12 protein-coding genes are annotated in these 15,933 nt (G+C 66.3%); 7 read left to right on the top strand and 5 right to left on the bottom strand.

Annotated elements, in window-relative coordinates; genetic code table 11:
- Window positions 1-152: 152 nt before the first annotated feature.
- A complete protein-coding gene (locus WS78_RS35860) occupies window positions 153-560 on the top strand; it encodes a hypothetical protein (RefSeq protein ID WP_156432279.1) in 408 nt (135 codons plus the stop codon).
- Window positions 561-1,135: 575 nt separating this feature from the next.
- On the top strand, window positions 1,136-2,986 hold the full coding sequence (locus WS78_RS13210; RefSeq protein ID WP_059575283.1) for a M24 family metallopeptidase: 1,851 nt from the start codon (window positions 1,136-1,138) through the stop codon (window positions 2,984-2,986).
- A 147-nt stretch (window positions 2,987-3,133) separates the two neighbouring features.
- Here the strand turns inward: WS78_RS13210 and WS78_RS13205 are convergent, their stop codons facing one another.
- On the bottom strand, window positions 3,134-4,213 hold the full coding sequence (locus WS78_RS13205; protein ID WP_059575286.1) for a fatty acid desaturase: 1,080 nt from the start codon (window positions 4,211-4,213) through the stop codon (window positions 3,134-3,136).
- A 186-nt stretch (window positions 4,214-4,399) separates the two neighbouring features.
- Here WS78_RS13205 and WS78_RS13200 point away from each other — a divergent pair, with 186 nt between their 5' ends.
- The 3 genes from WS78_RS13200 (at window position 4,400) to WS78_RS13185 (ending at window position 8,025) form a co-directional block, all read left to right on the top strand.
- Window positions 4,400-5,437, top strand: a complete 1,038-nt coding sequence (locus WS78_RS13200) for an AraC family transcriptional regulator (RefSeq protein ID WP_038744742.1) — start codon at window positions 4,400-4,402, stop codon at window positions 5,435-5,437.
- Between the two features lie 366 nt (window positions 5,438-5,803).
- Window positions 5,804-7,009 carry a phosphoglycerate dehydrogenase gene (serA, locus tag WS78_RS13195; protein WP_226377148.1) on the top strand — a complete coding sequence of 402 codons (1,206 nt, stop codon included), beginning with the start codon at window positions 5,804-5,806 and terminating at the stop codon, window positions 7,007-7,009.
- Between the two features lie 557 nt (window positions 7,010-7,566).
- Entirely contained in the window at window positions 7,567-8,025 is a 459-nt protein-coding gene (locus WS78_RS13185; protein WP_059575290.1) for a transposase, read from the top strand.
- A gap of 368 nt (window positions 8,026-8,393) precedes the next feature.
- Here the strand turns inward: WS78_RS13185 and WS78_RS13180 are convergent, their stop codons facing one another.
- Window positions 8,394-9,422 (bottom strand): sulfonate ABC transporter substrate-binding protein, encoded by a 1,029-nt coding sequence (locus WS78_RS13180; RefSeq protein ID WP_059575292.1) that lies wholly within the window; start codon window positions 9,420-9,422, stop codon window positions 8,394-8,396.
- A gap of 851 nt (window positions 9,423-10,273) precedes the next feature.
- On the opposite strand from WS78_RS13180, the gene WS78_RS13175 reads away from it, so the two are divergent.
- The gene (locus WS78_RS13175; protein WP_059575294.1) at window positions 10,274-12,001 is read left to right on the top strand and encodes a sensor histidine kinase; all 1,728 of its coding nucleotides are present in this window, start codon (window positions 10,274-10,276) and stop codon (window positions 11,999-12,001) included.
- A gap of 70 nt (window positions 12,002-12,071) precedes the next feature.
- On the opposite strand, the gene arsC is transcribed toward WS78_RS13175, so the two are convergent.
- The 3 genes from arsC to WS78_RS13160 are packed head-to-tail and all read right to left on the bottom strand — an operon-like array spanning window position 12,072 to window position 13,925.
- Complete coding sequence (arsC, locus tag WS78_RS13170) at window positions 12,072-12,497, bottom strand: arsenate reductase (glutaredoxin) (protein WP_038744834.1); 426 nt, start codon at window positions 12,495-12,497, stop codon at window positions 12,072-12,074.
- Between the two features lie 22 nt (window positions 12,498-12,519).
- Window positions 12,520-13,596: an ACR3 family arsenite efflux transporter gene (gene arsB / locus WS78_RS13165; RefSeq protein ID WP_038744751.1), complete on the bottom strand. Its 1,077-nt coding sequence runs from the start codon at window positions 13,594-13,596 to the stop codon at window positions 12,520-12,522.
- Complete coding sequence (locus WS78_RS13160; protein ID WP_038744752.1) at window positions 13,593-13,925, bottom strand: ArsR/SmtB family transcription factor; 333 nt, start codon at window positions 13,923-13,925, stop codon at window positions 13,593-13,595. The genes arsB and WS78_RS13160 overlap by 4 nt, the downstream gene beginning before the upstream one ends.
- Before the next feature lie 443 nt (window positions 13,926-14,368).
- On the opposite strand from WS78_RS13160, the gene WS78_RS13150 reads away from it, so the two are divergent.
- Window positions 14,369-15,610 carry an aspartyl protease family protein gene (locus WS78_RS13150; protein WP_059575296.1) on the top strand — a complete coding sequence of 414 codons (1,242 nt, stop codon included), beginning with the start codon at window positions 14,369-14,371 and terminating at the stop codon, window positions 15,608-15,610.
- Window positions 15,611-15,933 lie beyond the last annotated feature (323 nt).

Raw genomic sequence — 15,933 nt, 5'->3', positions numbered from 1 at the left:
GTCGACGCTATCGATAGTGTCGGCACCTCGTTGTTACACGGCCGGCAGCGAAGGCATGTCGGCGGTCGGCGTCGACATCGGCATGACGAGCGAGTCGGCGGAGCGTGCGTTGTGTCCTGTACGTATCGCGCCGAGCGGCCGGATTTTTGCCGGTGATCGCTGCGTCCCAAAAACGTCTGACCATCGCCGATCACGCGCTGGTTCCGCTCCGAAAAAGTAATGAGGCCAACGCGGCATGCAAGCCGTATCCGAGGTTTGACGAACATTGCAGCCGCGGTGCGGACGTCGACTGCAGGGCGACGCGGATGATCATCTTGGACATCCAGAGTGCCTTGCATCGATTCGGACGGTGCCGCAGGCATCGCATTGCGGATGCGTCAACAACCTCGGCTGCATACCCGATCGCGAAGATCGGGATGCGTTCGCTCACGATATCGCTGTTGCGACGGCTCGGTTCGAAACGTCACAAGCAGCGTTTCAGCGTGACGCCAATTTCGGGAGCGCAACTGCGCGCGCAATCGGCGCACTTCGACATGTGCGACATCCGTCTGTCGCTCTAGGGCGACGCGTGCTGTGCGTTGATGCAATTCGCTCACGGCCTCAGTCGATCGCGTCGACTAACGGTGTGATGGACGCCGGATTGCGACGTACGATGCACACATCTTCGGTACTGCTATTCGCCGGCATCGATTGTCGGATTGCAGGCACGCGCCAACGCATACCGATCGTTCGCAACGGGTATACATTTCGCCGCTCGCTGCTTGGAAAATCGATGCTGATGTCTTGTGTATCTTGTGTATAGTCTGTTCGCGCCGGGCAGGGCTTGTTGCGTATCGGCCTGCGAGCCTGCCCGAACTCGCTGGCGCGGTGCTGGCCAGATCGCTCGCCGGCCGTGCGATGTCGGTCGTTTCTTTCGAGCAGGCAGCATCCAAATCGTCGCGTGGCGCGATTCATCTTCGGGCATGCCGGTGCGGCATGCCTGCGCGGCAGACCTTTCTCCTTTGCCGGAAGGTTGCGTTCGTTTAAGCTGGACAAAAATTTAAGCTTGACGCAATTTCGCCCGAAAGGTAATTTTTTTGCCTATCGGCCGCGGCGATAGCGGCTGCGCGCTTACTGACATCAATTGGGACAGCCGATGATCGACCGACTGAAATACAGTTTTCCCGACCTCACATCCTACTGCGCATCGATCGTCGACACGCATGCAGGGCTGTCTCGTCTGATCGACACGCTACAGCTCGACGCGCTCGTGGTCACGTCCCAGGACGAATACATCTCCGAGTGGCTGCCGCGCTGCAATAACCCGCGCTACGCGTTGTCCGGATTCGACGGTTCGGTGGGCTCGGGCATATTCCTGAGCGCCGCCGCGGCGAAACGCATCGGCGCGCCGCAATTCGTGCTGTTCGTCGACGGCCGCTATCACTTGCAGGCGGAAAGGCAGTGCGATCCCGCGCTCGTGCAGGTCGAGAAACTGGGGCTCAACGTTGCGATGTGGCCGGCGATTGCCGACTGGCTCGCCGCGCACGCGGCCGAAATCAAGCGCGTCGGCTACGATGCGCCGCGATTGAGCGTCGCGCAGCGCGAGCGCTTGTTCGCGCACACCGCGAACGCCGGATTGCAATGGGCGGGTCTTGTAGGCGGCGAGATCGGTAAGGCGATCGAATTGCCGGGCTGGAGCGTCGAGCGGCCGATCTTCGAGTTGCCGCGATCGGTGACGGGCGTCGATATCGCGGAGAACATCGCGACGCTGAACAGGCGCATCGGCGAGCATCTCGGCGATTCGCACGCGAAGGCCGCGTTTCTTTCTTGCGCGGCGGACGATCTGAGCTATTTGCTGAACAGCCGCGGCTACCATCTGCCGTACGCGTCGTCGCACGTCGGCTTTCTGTTCGTCGTCGGCGAGGCCGTCGCGCTGTTTCTGCCGGACGGTTTCGATCGCTGCGCGGTGCGGATCGAATCGTATCCGGCGCTGCGCGTGATCCGCAACGACGTCGCCGAGCTCGAGCGCTTCCTCGCGCAATTCGACGTCGAGCACGTGTACTACGGCTTCGAAGCGGTCAACTGCGCGCTGCCCGATACGGTGCGCCGCGTGTGGCCCGGCGCCCGTCACGTCGATCACAATCCGGTCGAAGCGATGCGCGCGAGCAAGACGCCGCAGGTGCTGGACCAGTTCCGCGACGCGTTCGCGCGCGGCTCCGAGGCGATTGCCGAGGCGATGCGCTGGGCGAAGACGGGCGAGCCGGGCAAGCGGCATTCGGAATTCGATCTCGCGCGCGTGATCAGCGAGGCATACGCCGCGCGCTCGGCCGTGGCGCTCAGCTTCACGACGGTGGCGGCGAACGGCGCGAACAGCGCATCCGCGCACTACACGGCGGTGAGCCCCGACGTCGAGCTGACGGAAGGCGAACTCGTGCTGCTCGACAGCGGCGCGTATTTCGGCGGCGGCTTCGCGACCGATTGCACACGCGTCGTGCTGCGTCGGACCCGCGCCGATACGCAGCCGCAGCCGTGGCAACGCGAGATCTACACGGTCGCGCTGAAGGCGTGCATCAAGGGGCTCGTCACGCGCTTCTCGAAGGACGCGACGGGTGCGGACGTCGACGCAGCCGTGCGCGATGTCTGCCGCGCGCACGGCTACGACTACAACCACGGCACGGGGCACGGAATCGGCATTCACGTGCATGAAGGCGGCGTGCGATTCAACATGGGCTCGAAGTACGGCCTCGTGCCGAACGCGGTGATTTCGGTCGAGCCGGGCATTTATTTGCCGGGCAAGGGCGGCGTGCGCATCGAGAACATCGTCGTCATTCATCCGAGCGATCAAGAGCCGAATGCGATGGAGTTCGAAAACCTCGTGACGGTCGGCTACGACTGGGATCTGATCGATCTCGATCTGCTCGCCGATGACGAGCGCGCCTATCTGCGTGATTACGAGCGGTTGTGCGTCGAGCGCGGCACGAACGTCACGCATTGCCCGCTGCTGTAGAGAGAGACGTGCGGTGCGCCGGACGCGCGCCGGACGTGAAAAGAAAAAACGCCGCCGGATGATCGCCCGGCGGCGTTTTTTTGCGAGCGCTCGGTGAATGTGCCGACTGCGGCGCGACCGAGCGTCGCGCGCCGCCCGCCGCGCGCGTCACGCGACGCGCGTTTCGCTCCAGCGGTTCGCGCGACGGAAGGTGCCGATGTCGTTGAAGCGCACGCCGACCGCGCGCATCGCCGCGTGCGCCCGCTTCGCGGTCAGCTGGCGGATGTAGAACGGATCGCGCACGACGAAGTGGTGAATCGCATGCGTGCTGCCGAAGTTGAAGCAGAACAACTGCACCGGAATCAGCCACCACGGATTGAGCACTTGCGTTTGCTGGATGACGTTGCGCGAATCGATGTCGCCGAAGTAGTGCATGTTCGAGCTGATGAAGTTGATGCAGAAGCTGCGCACGAAATTCGGCCCGAGCCAGGTCACCGCGAGAAAGTCGACGACATGCATTGCCTGCTGGACGAACGTCGGCACGTCCGGCTGATAGCCGAGCGCATGCAGCGCGAAAAGCCCGACGTGGTATGCGATGAACGCATGCCAGAGCACGAAGTAGACGTGGCCGATCGGCATGTACGACATCAGTTGCTCGACGCGCAGCCGCACGCGATCGCCGCGCTGCTGGGCAGGCTGCGCCGCGACGTACTGCAGCACCTTGCGGCGCATGCCGAGCGGCCGCAGCGCGACGGCGAGCATGCCGTCGGCGAGCATCAGCAGGCGCTTCAGGCCCCAGCGCTCGCCGTTGGTGATTCCGTATTCCTCGAGATCGGATTCGCCGCCCGACACCTTGTGATGGTGCAGATGCATGCGGCGACGCGTCCACGGGTTGATCGTGCCGGGGCGGGTGAGCCAGCAGAGCGTCATCATCAGATGATAGGCCCACGGCGTCTTCTTGAAGTACATCAAGTGGATCAGGTCGTGCTCGAGTTCGTGGATCAGCGACGTCGCGAGCGTCGCGACGGGGAGCGCGACGTACCACGCGATCACGCCCGTCGCATACAGATATGCGCTGCCGAGCAGCGTCGCGACACACAGCGCCATCACCGTCGCGCCGACGAGATTCTGATTGTCGAGCAGCGGGTATTTCGCGCGCACGGCGTCGCTCGCGGCGTTGACCTCGTTGCGAACGTACGCGACCTTTTCCGCGTCGTTCTTGAAGCGCAAAGTCTTGGACTTGTTCATTGTTCGAATCCGTATCCCTGAAATCGGCGGTGTGCCGATAACACCATCTTAGAGCCGCCGGCGCATCGCGCGTGAGAGCCGGTCGTGCCAAAGGGCGAGTCATTTGAGGCCAATTTGCGGCACTGCGATGTGTCATCTGAGGCCATCCGTCGCTATAATCGGCCGGTCAACGCTCGGAGTCGATGCATGGCCACGTCCATTCCGGACCCTACGAGGCAATTGAACAAGGCGACCGTGTCGTCGGCGTATGCACTCTTCATGCTGATGCTGGCCGAGGAGCGCGGCATTGCCGATGCGGACATTCTCGCGAACACGGGCGTCACGCGCGCGAAGCTCGAAGAGCCGGACGCGCGCATCACGCCGCTGCAGCAGGCGGCGATCGTGTTCAATTTGCTCGGGAAAACGAACGATCCGTCGATCGCGATCGAGATCGGCTTGCGCAGCAGTCTGACGAAGTCGGGGCTGATCGGCTTCGGCCTGATGAGCTGCGCGACGCTCGGCGAGGCGATCCAGCTCGGCATCCGCTATCTGCCGACGCGCGTGCCGTTCTTTTCCGTGCGGCTCACGGAATTCGAGCACACCGTGCAGATCGACATCCTCGAAGCGTTTCCGCTCGGCAGGCTGCGGCAATTCGCCGTCGAGAACTTCATGGTCGAGACGGCGATCCTGTTCAACTCGTTGCTCACGCCGTCGCATGACAAGACGATGAAGGCGAACGCCGAGCTGTGCTTCGAGTGGCCCGAGCCGCCTTATTTCGCGCGTTACCGCGATCGCCTGCCGCGCTGTCATTTCGATGCGCCCGCCAATCAGATCCGCTGCGAAGCCGCGCTGCTCGACGAGCCGATCAAGACCGCGAACGCGCAGACCGCTCAGATGATCGTCCAGCAGTGCGAAGCGGAGCTCGCGCGGCTCGGCTATGCGGAGAGCATCGTCGAGCGCGTGCGCAATCTGCTGATCCGCGGCAGCGACGGCTACCCGTCGCTCGACGAACTCGCGCGCGAGCTGCATCTGTCCGAGCGCACGCTCAAGCGCAAGCTGAGCGACTACGGCGCGACGTATTCGGCGCTGCTCGACGAAATCCGGCTGCGCGACGCGCTGCGCCTGCTCGAAGGCACGCTGCTGACGGTCGACGAGATCGCGGTGCGCGTCGGTTACACGGATCGGGCGAACTTCAGCCGCGCGTTCCGGCGCTGGACGGGCACGTCGCCGAGCAGCCGGCGCTGAGCGCGACGCGCGGCCCCGCGATTGCGCGACGCGCCTCGTCCCGGAGAGACGAGGCCGATGCATGCCTGAAGTGCGCGCAACGCGCATTTCGGATACACCTGTCGCGAGCAGGGACGTTCGCGTTCGCGTCGATGCGTTTTCGCGACATCGCGTACGCATTGCTTCGGCGATCTCAAGCCGCAATTCCCCACGCAAAATAGGATATGCCGGCAAGCTTGTGTTGCGCTGGCTCAAGGCATACGATTTTTGGACGGCGGCGCGAGATGCGCGGCGTAGTGCGAGATCGGTGCGAACGGCTCGTGTGCGTGCGCATGCCGCGTCGGGATTCCCGGCTTTCGTCACGACTCGTTCAACACGCTCCGCAACATGACTTCCGTTCTTCTTCTCGAAAACATTCACGACAGCGCATCCCGGTATTTCATCGACGCGAACGTCGAAATCGAGCGGCGCAAAGGCGCGCTCGCCGGCGACGAGCTCAAGCGCGCGCTGCAGCCTCATCAACTGATCGGCATTCGCTCGGCGACGCATCTGATGCGCGACGAGATCGACGCCGCGCGGCATCTGCTCGCGATCGGTTGCTTTTGCATCGGCACGTCGCAGGTCGATTTGTCGGCCGCCGCGCACCACGGCATTCCGGTGTTCAACGCGCCGTTCTCGAATACGCGATCGGTCGCGGAGCTCGTGATCGCGGAGGCGATCCTGCTGCTGCGGCGCGTGCCGGAGAAAAGCGCGCTCGCGCACGCGGGCGAATGGGCGAAGGGCGCGGGCGGATCGTTCGAGACGCGCGGCAAGACGATCGCGATCGTCGGCTATGGCAACATCGGCGCGCAGGTGGGCGTGCTGGCCGAGGCGCTCGGCATGAAGGTCGTCTATTTCGACGTGCAGGCGAAGCTGTCGCTCGGTTCCGCGCAGCCCGCGCGTTCGCTCGGTGAGGCGATCGCGCAGGCGGACGTCGTCACGCTGCACGTGCCGGCGAACGCGTCGACGCGCAACATGATCGATGCTGCCGTGCTCGCGCAATTCAAATCGAATGCAATCCTGATCAATGCGTCGCGCGGCACCGTCGTCGATATCGATGCGCTGCGCGACGCGCTCGCGCAAAAGCACCTGAGCGGCGCCGCGATCGACGTGTTTCCGCACGAGCCGAAGAGCAACGCGGATCGCTTCGAATCCGTGCTGCAAGGATTGCCGAACGTGATCCTGACGCCGCACATCGGCGGCAGCACGCAGGAAGCGCAGGAGAGCATCGGCGCGGAAGTGTCGTCGAAGCTCGTCGCGTTCCTGACGCGAGGCGATACCGCGGGCGCGGTCAATTTTCCGCAAGTGAGCCCCGGCGAATGCACGTCGGCCGCGCGGCTCCTGAACGTGCACGGCAACACGCCGGGCGTGCTTGCGGTGCTCAACACGCTGCTCGCGCAGGAGGGCGCGAATGTCGTCGCGCAGCATTTGCAGACGCGCGGCGACATCGGCTATGTGGTGACCGATCTCGACCGGGTGCCGTCGGATGCATTTCTCGACAAACTGAGCCGCGATCGCGCATTCACGCGCAGCCGGCTGCTTCGCAGCGCATGAGGCGGCGCGCGGGCGTAATGGCAAGGGACCGGGCGTCATGCGGCATGCATCTTTGATGCACTGCCGCAGCCCTGTCGATTTTGACAGCGTTGGATTTCTCGCGCCCCGCGTGTAATATTGCGCTCCAATCGAATCGTCGCGCGACGACGGCGCTCGAACGGATCACCGAATCCGGAGCGCACGAGCGACAGGCTCGCCCATTCGCGTTCCACGGCAGAGCCGGAATTGGCCGCGACGAATCACATCGCCGAGACGCGATGCACGCTCGATGGAGTCGAATCGAGATCCTGAGATTTACATAGAACAATAACGAATTTATCTGGGGAAGGGGGTTCGTGTATCGTGCGGCTTTCGATCCGCACGCTGTCGGTGTTCCATCCGGCGTCCCTATGACACCGCTTCGGCGGCGTCGTGCGCGCACGCTTGCATCCCGAACGATTGCACGAAGCCCGCGCGGCGGTTCGCGCTTGGGTCTGCCGCGGCTGACAGGCGTTTCATCGGCGTCGTGCACGACATGTGCGAGTGCGTTCGCGCCGATTTCTCGAAGAGGGCTGACGATGCAGTTCGAAGAGTTGAGCGATGACGAATGGGCGCGTATCGAGGGATTGCTGGCGGCGCAGCCGGTGAGGAACACACGCTGCGGCCGGCCGCGCGCGCAGGCGCGGGCGGTCGCGAACGCCGTGTTGTGGGTGTTGACGACGGGCGAGTGCTGGGCCGCGCTGCCGCGTCGCTATCCGTCGTCGCCGACTTGCCGCCGTCGTTTCGACGAATGGTCCGCGGACGGCACGCTTGCCGCGTTCGTCGAGCGATTGCGTTCGGCCGGGCGGCAGGTGGAACTGCGCGATCGGATCGGCTCGGCCGATGCGAAGCCGCACGCGCGGGCGCGCCGCCGGTTCCGGCACAACGCGCTCTGGAGCAGCCCTGAATCCTGGTGCGCGCCGGCCGCCGGCGGCGGCGCGGCCGATGCGGGCAGGGACGGCCGCGCGCCGGAATGCGGAGAGGGCGGCGCGGGCTGACGGACGGCGGTGCGTGCGATGCTTCGCGTTGCGGGCTGTGGAATTCGTCGTCGCGGCCCGGTGACGCTCGGCGGTCGACGAGCAATCGACCGGTTGCGAATGGCCCGTAGTATGCCGCGCGCGTTCGATGTCGTGGCTGGGCGTGATGCAAACGGCCGCGCGAGCGTGTGTCGCTCGACGCATCCATCGACGCGTTCGAGCATGCCCGCCCATTCGATCCTCGTGCAATGCGCGATTGCCTGATTTGGCCGATGCGACGAGCAATCGCGCCGTATCTCATGCGAGCGGCGAACGGATGTCGGCGCATCGTCCGTCGCAAGCGAGCCGCGCTCGGCGTTTCGCTCGCGACAAGTGCGACAGGCGAGGACCTACGCCGCTTGCCAGCGCGCGGCCGCGACGTCGATCTTGCGCGGAATCAGCTTGAGGCTCGCAAACGTATCGGCGATTTGCTGCTGATATGCGAGCGCCGAGGCGTCGATCGGCTGCACGCCGTAGCTTGCGCGCTTCAACGCGCGTTCGAGCGTCGCCGTGTCGAGGCCGACGAGCGGTGACAATTGCGCCGCGACGGCGGCCACGTTCTCGCGCGCCCAGCGATCGACCGCGCCGACTTCGTCGAGCAGCGCGCGCACGAGTTGCGGCTCGGAGTCGGCGAACTTCCGGCTCGCGAGGTAGTACTGCGTGTTGTTCACGAGCCCCTCTCCGTTCGCGATCACGCGCGCGTTCGCTTGCCGCTCGACCGCGGCGAGATAGGGGTCCCAGATCACCCAGGCGTCGACGCCGCGTTGCGCGAACGCCGCGCGTGCGTCGGCGGGCGCGAGATAGACGGGCGTGATGTCGCGGTAGTCGATCTTCGCGCGCTGCAGCGCCTTGACGAGCAGAAAGTGAACGTTCGAGCCTTTGTTGAGCGCGATCTTTTTGCCGCGCAGATCGGCGAGCGCGCGAATCGGCGAATCGTGCGGCACGACGATCGCTTCGCCCTGCGGCGCGGGCGGCTCGCTGCCGACGTAGACGAAATCGACGCCGCCCGCGAGCGCGAACACGGGCGGCGTCTCGCCGACGGTGCCGACGTCGATCGCGCCGGCGTTCAGGCCTTCGAGCAGTTGCGGCCCGCCGGGAAACTCGACCCACTGGATCGCGACGTGCTGATCCGCGAGCCGCTTCTCGAGCGAGCCGCGCGCTTTCAGGACGACGAAGTTGCCGTATTTCTGGTAGCCGATCCGCAGCGTTTTCGCGTTGCGCTGCGCGTGCGCGGCGCCGCTTGCCGACAACGCGGCGAGGCCGCCCAACAGCGGGGCGGCGAACGCGGCCGCGCCCGCCGCTTTGAGCAGCGTGCGTCGCGTGTCGTCGTGGGCGCGGGGGAGAGCGGTGGTGGTGCGAGGCGTATCGTGATCGGTCATGTGGCTTTTCGGTCGATGCGGTTCTTGCGCGCGATGCGATCGCGCCGCTTGCACGATTCGCGGCCGCGCGGCCGCGTCGCGAATCCGTCGTCATCATCGTCGGCGCGCGCGAAGCGGGTCAATGGCCGGCTTCGACTTTGTTCTGCTATCGATTTCGCGTGAAAGAATTTGTGAGCGTGGCGTGGCTCGGCTTGGCGTGCGTGTGTGCGAGGGCGCAGAACACAGGGCACGGAACACGGAACACGGAACACGGAACACGGAGCACAGAGCACAGAGCACAGAGCACAGAGCACAGAGCACAGAGCACAGAGCACAGAGCACAGAGCATCGCCGATGAATGCCTGCCGTGCGCGCGTGGCGCATTGGTCGAGCGCATGTCGGCGCGTCGAGCATTCGTGGCGCGCCACATCGCGCCCGGCTCGGACCGCCATGCTCGATGCGCGGCGATTATCGGGTGGCGCAGTGCACAGGCTTGACGGTGCGATTTCGGGAGCGGGAAGCGGGCGACCGAGCCGGGCCCTGAGCATCCGATGAGCGTTGTCGCACGGAGGAACTCGACGACCATCGCCCGGTTCGACGCTCGAGGATTCGCGCTCCAACATCATCGAGCGGCCCGGCGCACGGCACTCGAGCGCCAGGCGTGCGAATCCCGAGCCCCGCAGCCCGCCTGGGCGGAACCGATCCATCTCCGCGAAAGCACGATTGCTGCGTCGCAGCGCCCACGCCCGCCGCCGATCCCGCCCGGTGCGCCCCTGCTTTTCATGAGTCAAGATCGATTTCATAATAGGCGCGCCGCGGGATCGCGCGACATGCCCGAGCAGCGAGCAAGCTTGCCGATGGGGGGAACCAGAATGGGCGAGTTGGCGGACGAATCGAGAATTTTCCTGTCGACGCTACAGCCGGAGCGCCGCGAGCGCAGGCTCGCGATGACGGCGGTGGTGCTGTCCGTGGTCCTGTTCGCCACGCTCGCGCCGTTCGTGCGCATCCAGATGCCGCAGGTCTGGGCGTTCATTCCGATCTATCAGTCGGCGATCGTGATCTGCGATCTGATCACGGCGGGCCTGCTGCTCGGCCAGTTCGGCATCCTGCGCACCACGTCGCTCGTCGTGCTCGCCGGCGGCTATTTGTTCACGGCCTGCATGGCGAGCGTGCACATGCTCACGTTCCCCGGCCTCTTCCTGCCGAGCGGACTGCTCGACGCGGGCCCGCAGACGACCGCATGGCTCTACATGTTCTGGCACGGCGGCTTTCCGCTTTGCGTCATCGCCTATACGTTCGTCAGCCGCCGCGAGCGCGGGCAGCCGCTCTACACCGGGCGGCTCGCGCTGCCCGTGATCGCCTGCGTCGGCACGGCGCTCGTCGCGACGGGCGCGTTCGCCGCGCTCGCGACGAGCGGCCGCGAACTGCTGCCCGCGATCATGCAGAATCAGCACTACACGCCGCTCATGCGCGGCGTCGTCACGACGGTCTGGCTGACGACGCTCGGCGCGCTGATCCTGCTCGCGGCGCGTCGGCCGCATTCGGTGCTCGATCTGTGGCTCGTCGTCGTGCTGTGCGCGTGGCTCCTCGACATTGCGCTGTCGGCCGTCCTCAATCACGGGCGCTTCGATCTCGGCTTCTACGCGGGGCGCATCTACGGCCTCGTCGCGTCGAGCTTCGTGCTGCTCGCGCTGTTGCTCGAGAACGGCAAGCTGTACGCGCGCACGGTTCATGCGCTGCAGGGCGAGCGGGTCGAGCACCGGCGCGTGCAGGAGAAAACCGTGCAGTTGAACGAAGCGAACGAGCTGCTCGAGCAGCGCGTCGCCGAGCGCACGCGCGAGCTGCTCGCCGCGAACAGCGAGCTGCGGCGCGAGATCGCCGAGCGCGAGCGCGCGGAGGAGGCGCTCGCGCGCTCGCGCGAAGAGCTGCGCGAGATCGCCGCGATCAGTTCGACCGCGCGCGAGCAGGAGCGCGGCCGCATCGCGCGCGAGTTGCACGACGAGCTCGCGCAGACGCTCGCGATGCTGCGGCTCGATCTCGAACGCGTGTCGACGGCGGGCAATGAGCTCGCGGGACGCTTCTCGGAGATGCGCGGGCTGCTCGACGGCGCGGTGGCGGCGACGCGCCGGATCGCGTCCGATCTGCGGCCGCTGATGCTCGACGATCTCGGGCTCGTCCCGGCGATCCAGTGGCTCGTGCAGGCGTTCCAGCAGCGGCACGGAATCGATTGCTCGCTGATCGTCGAGCCGCCCGAGCTCGATCTCGGCGAGCCGCAGGCGAGCACGACGTTCCGCATCCTGCAGGAATCGCTGACGAACGTCGGGCGTCACGCGCGCGCATCGCACGTCGACATCCGGCTCATCGCCGACGATCGCGAGGTGATGCTGTGCATCCGCGACGACGGCGTCGGCTTCGACACCGCGAATCCGCGCAAGCCGAATTCGTTCGGGCTCGTCGGCCTGCGCGAGCGCGCGTACCTGGTGCAGGGCACGCTGTCGGTGGAGACGGCGCCGGGGCAGGGTACGGCAATCGAGGTCCATATTCCGCTCGTGCAGTCGCACGGCGTGACTGTCCTGCAAAGCGGCGAGCTGCGCGAGTGACGCGGCGGTGCGGTGTGGTGCGGTGTGGCGCGGTGAGGTGCGATGTGGTGCGGCGAAGCCGCCGCGCGCGTCAGCGGCCGGCGCCCGGGCTGCGCGGGTCGATCACGACTTCGCCGTCTTCCTTCGTGAACGGGCCGCGCAGCGGCGACGGCAGGATCTCCAGCACGCGCTCGGACGGCCGGCAGAGCCGCACGCCGAGCGGCGTGACGACGAACGGCCGGTTGATCAGGATCGGATGCGCGAGCATCGCGTCGATCAGTTGCGCGTCGGTGAGCGTCGCGTCGGCGAGGCCGAGCTCCGCATACGGCGTGCCCTTCTCGCGCAGCGCGTCGCGCACCGCGAGACCCGCGTCGGCGATCAGCCTGACGAGCGTCGCGCGTTCGGGCGGCGCGTTCAGATATTCGACGATGCGCGGCTCGATGCCGGCGTGGCGGATCATGGCGAGCGTGTTGCGCGACGTGCCGCAGTCGGGGTTGTGATAGATCGTGACGGACATCATGGACCTCGCTGGATTTCGGTCAGGCGTCGCGCTCGAGCGCCGACGCATACCAGCGGCGCGACCGGTTGACGACGCCGACGACGAACAGCATGACGGGCACTTCGATCAGCACGCCGACCACCGTGGCGAGCGCGGCGCCCGAGCGCACGCCGAACAGGCTGATCGCGGTCGCGACCGCGAGCTCGAAGAAATTGCTCGCCGCGATGAGGCTCGACGGCCCGGCGACGCAGTGCGCGACGCGCAGGCGCCGGTTGACGAGATACGCGAGCCCCGAGTTGAAGAGCACTTGCAGCGTGATCGGCACGGCGAGGAGCGCGATGACGAGCGGCGCGTCGACGATCGCCTGGCCCTGGAACGCGAACAGCAGCACGAGCGTCGCGAGGAGCGCGGCGATCGACCACGGGCCGAGCGCGGCGATCGTGCGTTGCAGGCGGTTCTCGCCGCGCGCGAGCAGCACGCGGCGCAAGCACTGCGCGAAGGCGACGGGCGCGACGATGTAAAGGCCGACCGACACGAGCAGCGTGTCCCAGGGCACGACGATCGCCGACAGGCCGAGCAGCAGCGCGACGAGCGGCGCGAATGCGACGACCATCACCGCGTCGTTCAGCGCGACCTGCGACAGCGTGAAATACGGATCGCCGTCGCAGAGCTGCGACCACACGAACACCATCGCGGTGCACGGCGCCGCGGCGAGCAGGATCAGGCCGGCGACGTAGCTGTCGAGCTCGCTCGCGGGCAGCCAATGCGCGAACAGGTGGCGCACGAACAGCCAGCCGAGAAGCGCCATCGAGAACGGCTTGACGAGCCAATTGACGGCGAGCGTGACGCCGATCCCGCGCCAGTGTCGCCCGACTTGCGAGAGCGACGCGAAGTCGATCTTCAGCAGCATCGGCACGATCATCACCCAGATCAGCAGGCCGACGGGGACGTTCACGTGCGCGATCTCGAGCCGCGCGAGCGCATGGAAGAAGCCGGGCAGCAGCTTGCCGAGCGCGATGCCGGCGACGATGCAAAGCGCGACCCACGCGCTCAGATAGCGCTCGAAGAAGCCGATCGCCGGGCGGGGCGGCAGGCCGATGCGGGCCGATTGCGTCATTGCCCGGCCTCCTTGCAGACGGCGCCGCGCGCGATGCCGCAAGGCGCGCCCGCGCAGCAGTTGTCGGTCAGAAAGCCGATCAGCTCGTTCATCGCGCCGAAGTTGGCGGAGTAGATCACGTAGCGGCCGTCCTGGCGCGCGTGCACGAGCGACGCGTGCGCGAGGTCCTTCAAATGGAACGACAGGCGCGATGGCGCGATGTCGAGCGCTTGGGCGAGATCGCCGGCCGGCATGCCGTCCGCGCCGGCGACGACGAGCAGGCGGTAGATCGCGAGCCGGGATTCATGAGCGAGCGCGCCGAGCGCGCGGATGACGATGGATGAGTCCATGCGCGGAGGATAGCCGCATCGATTCATTATTTCAAGAAATATTGAAATAATGCGCCGGCGGAGCAGGCGGCCGTTGCTCGTGCCGGCCTGCTTCGCTTTGTCCCGTTCACGTTGTCCGGCCTTCCGCCCATGCCGTCCCGGCCCTCGCGAGCCGGCGGCGGCAACCGGCGCGCTGCCGGCTCGGCGGGCGCGGCGCGCGGCGTTGCGCGAACGAGCGGCGGAGCGGCGCCAGAGCGCATTCTTCGAAAAGGCGCGAACAAAAGTCGACAGCACGCCGCAGCGCGTTTCGATAGAATCGCCGATCCTTACATCGTGTTTTCGTCGAGCGGGCGCGCGCCGTCCGCGCGGCTTACGACGCGGCATCGGACGCGGCATGCGCCGCGATTCGCCGCTTCCCGCGATGGTCCGCCCATCCTCACTTCGCCTCGCGCTTCCCGCCGTTCATGGTTCAACACGCAATCGCCTCGACGCCGTCGCCGACGCGCGCCGCATCCGCCTTCCTCCGCCGCGCGCCGCGCGCGTTGCCGATCGTCGCGCTCGTGTGCGCCGCCGCGCTTCTCGCGGCCGGCTGCCGCGAGCGCGAAGAGCCGCCGCGCGGCGTCATGCCGGTGCTGAGCGCATCGTTCAAGCCGACGAGCGGCTTCGTCGTGCCCGTCGCGATCGCGGGCAAGACGTATCACTTTCTCGTCGACACGGGCGCGAGCCACACGGTGATCGACAATCGGCTCGCGCAGTCGATCACGCAGCCGTCGACCGACGAACAGATTCCGATCGCGTACCGGACGATGCTCGAAAAAGGCCTGACGACCTCGGATGGCGTGCTGCCGCAGGAGCGCGTGCGCCTGTGGCAGCCGCTGCCGATCGCGCTCGGCAGCTACGAAGTGCCGAGCTTCTATCCGTGGCTCGGCCTCGATCTGTCGTTGCTGTCGCAGGTGTTCGGCACGCGGATCGACGGCGTCGTCGGCATCGAGATCTTTCGCCAGCTGAGCTGGATCGCCGACAATCGCAGCGGCACGCTGACGGCGTGGCGCAATCCGCCGGCCGGGCAGCGCTTTCAGCATTGCGTCCCGTATCAGGACAGCTTCGGCCAGTCGCCCGCCGTGAGCGTCGATTTCGGCGATCAATGGGCGATGTTCCGCTTCGATACGGGCGCGCGCCATTCGATCGTGTCGGCGCCGACGCTCGCGTTCCTCGCCGGCCGTCAGGCCGCCAAGCCGCTCGGCGGCACGGTGCCGAGCGTGTCGGCGAACGGCGTCGGCCAGTCGCGCGATTACTTCGCGAAAGGGCTGTCGTTCGACGGCAAGCCGATCGGCAGCCTGCGCATCGCCGAAGGCGGCGGCGACATGCTCGGGATGAACTTCCTCGCGCGCCTCGATCGCTACATGTTCGTGCCGAGCACGATGGAGTTTTGCTACGACGCGAGCCGCTTCACGCGGGACGATCCGCGGCCGCTGCGCACGATCGCGATCCGCTTCGTCGACGGCCATGTCGAGCTGTTCCACAATCGTCCGGACGATCTCGCGCGCTACGGCCTCGAGAACGGCGACGTGCTCGTCGAGATCGACGGCAAGCGCGTCGATCCTTCGGCGATCGACGACGCGCGCGACCGACTGAGCACTGCGCCTTCGGGATCGCTCGAAATCGAGGTCGAACGCGGCGGCGCGCGCCGCCGCGTGCGGATTTGACGCACGGCGTTCGTCCGGCCGCGCGCGTCACGCGCCGCGGCCGCGTCGGCCCGCGCGGGCCAGCCGCGCGTAACGCATTGCCGAATAAGGAAAAAGATCGCGACGCCGAGCGAGGCGTCGCGGGGCATTGCGCTTGGCGGGCGAGCGACTAAATTCAAAAAGCATGAGATTTGCGATCGAGCGGCCAATCGACTATCAATATAAAGAAGTACTCGATTGACATGAATCAACGCAAATCAACGGCGCTCATGAGATTTTCGCGTCATTGAAAATTTGAACAACAAGTTCCCATGAGACCAATGAAAGCGATGGTGCGCGCGACG

Source organism: Burkholderia savannae (genome assembly GCF_001524445.2).
In the GTDB taxonomy this organism is placed as follows: domain Bacteria; phylum Pseudomonadota; class Gammaproteobacteria; order Burkholderiales; family Burkholderiaceae; genus Burkholderia; species Burkholderia savannae.
This window is presented reverse-complemented; position numbering and strand designations above follow the sequence as displayed.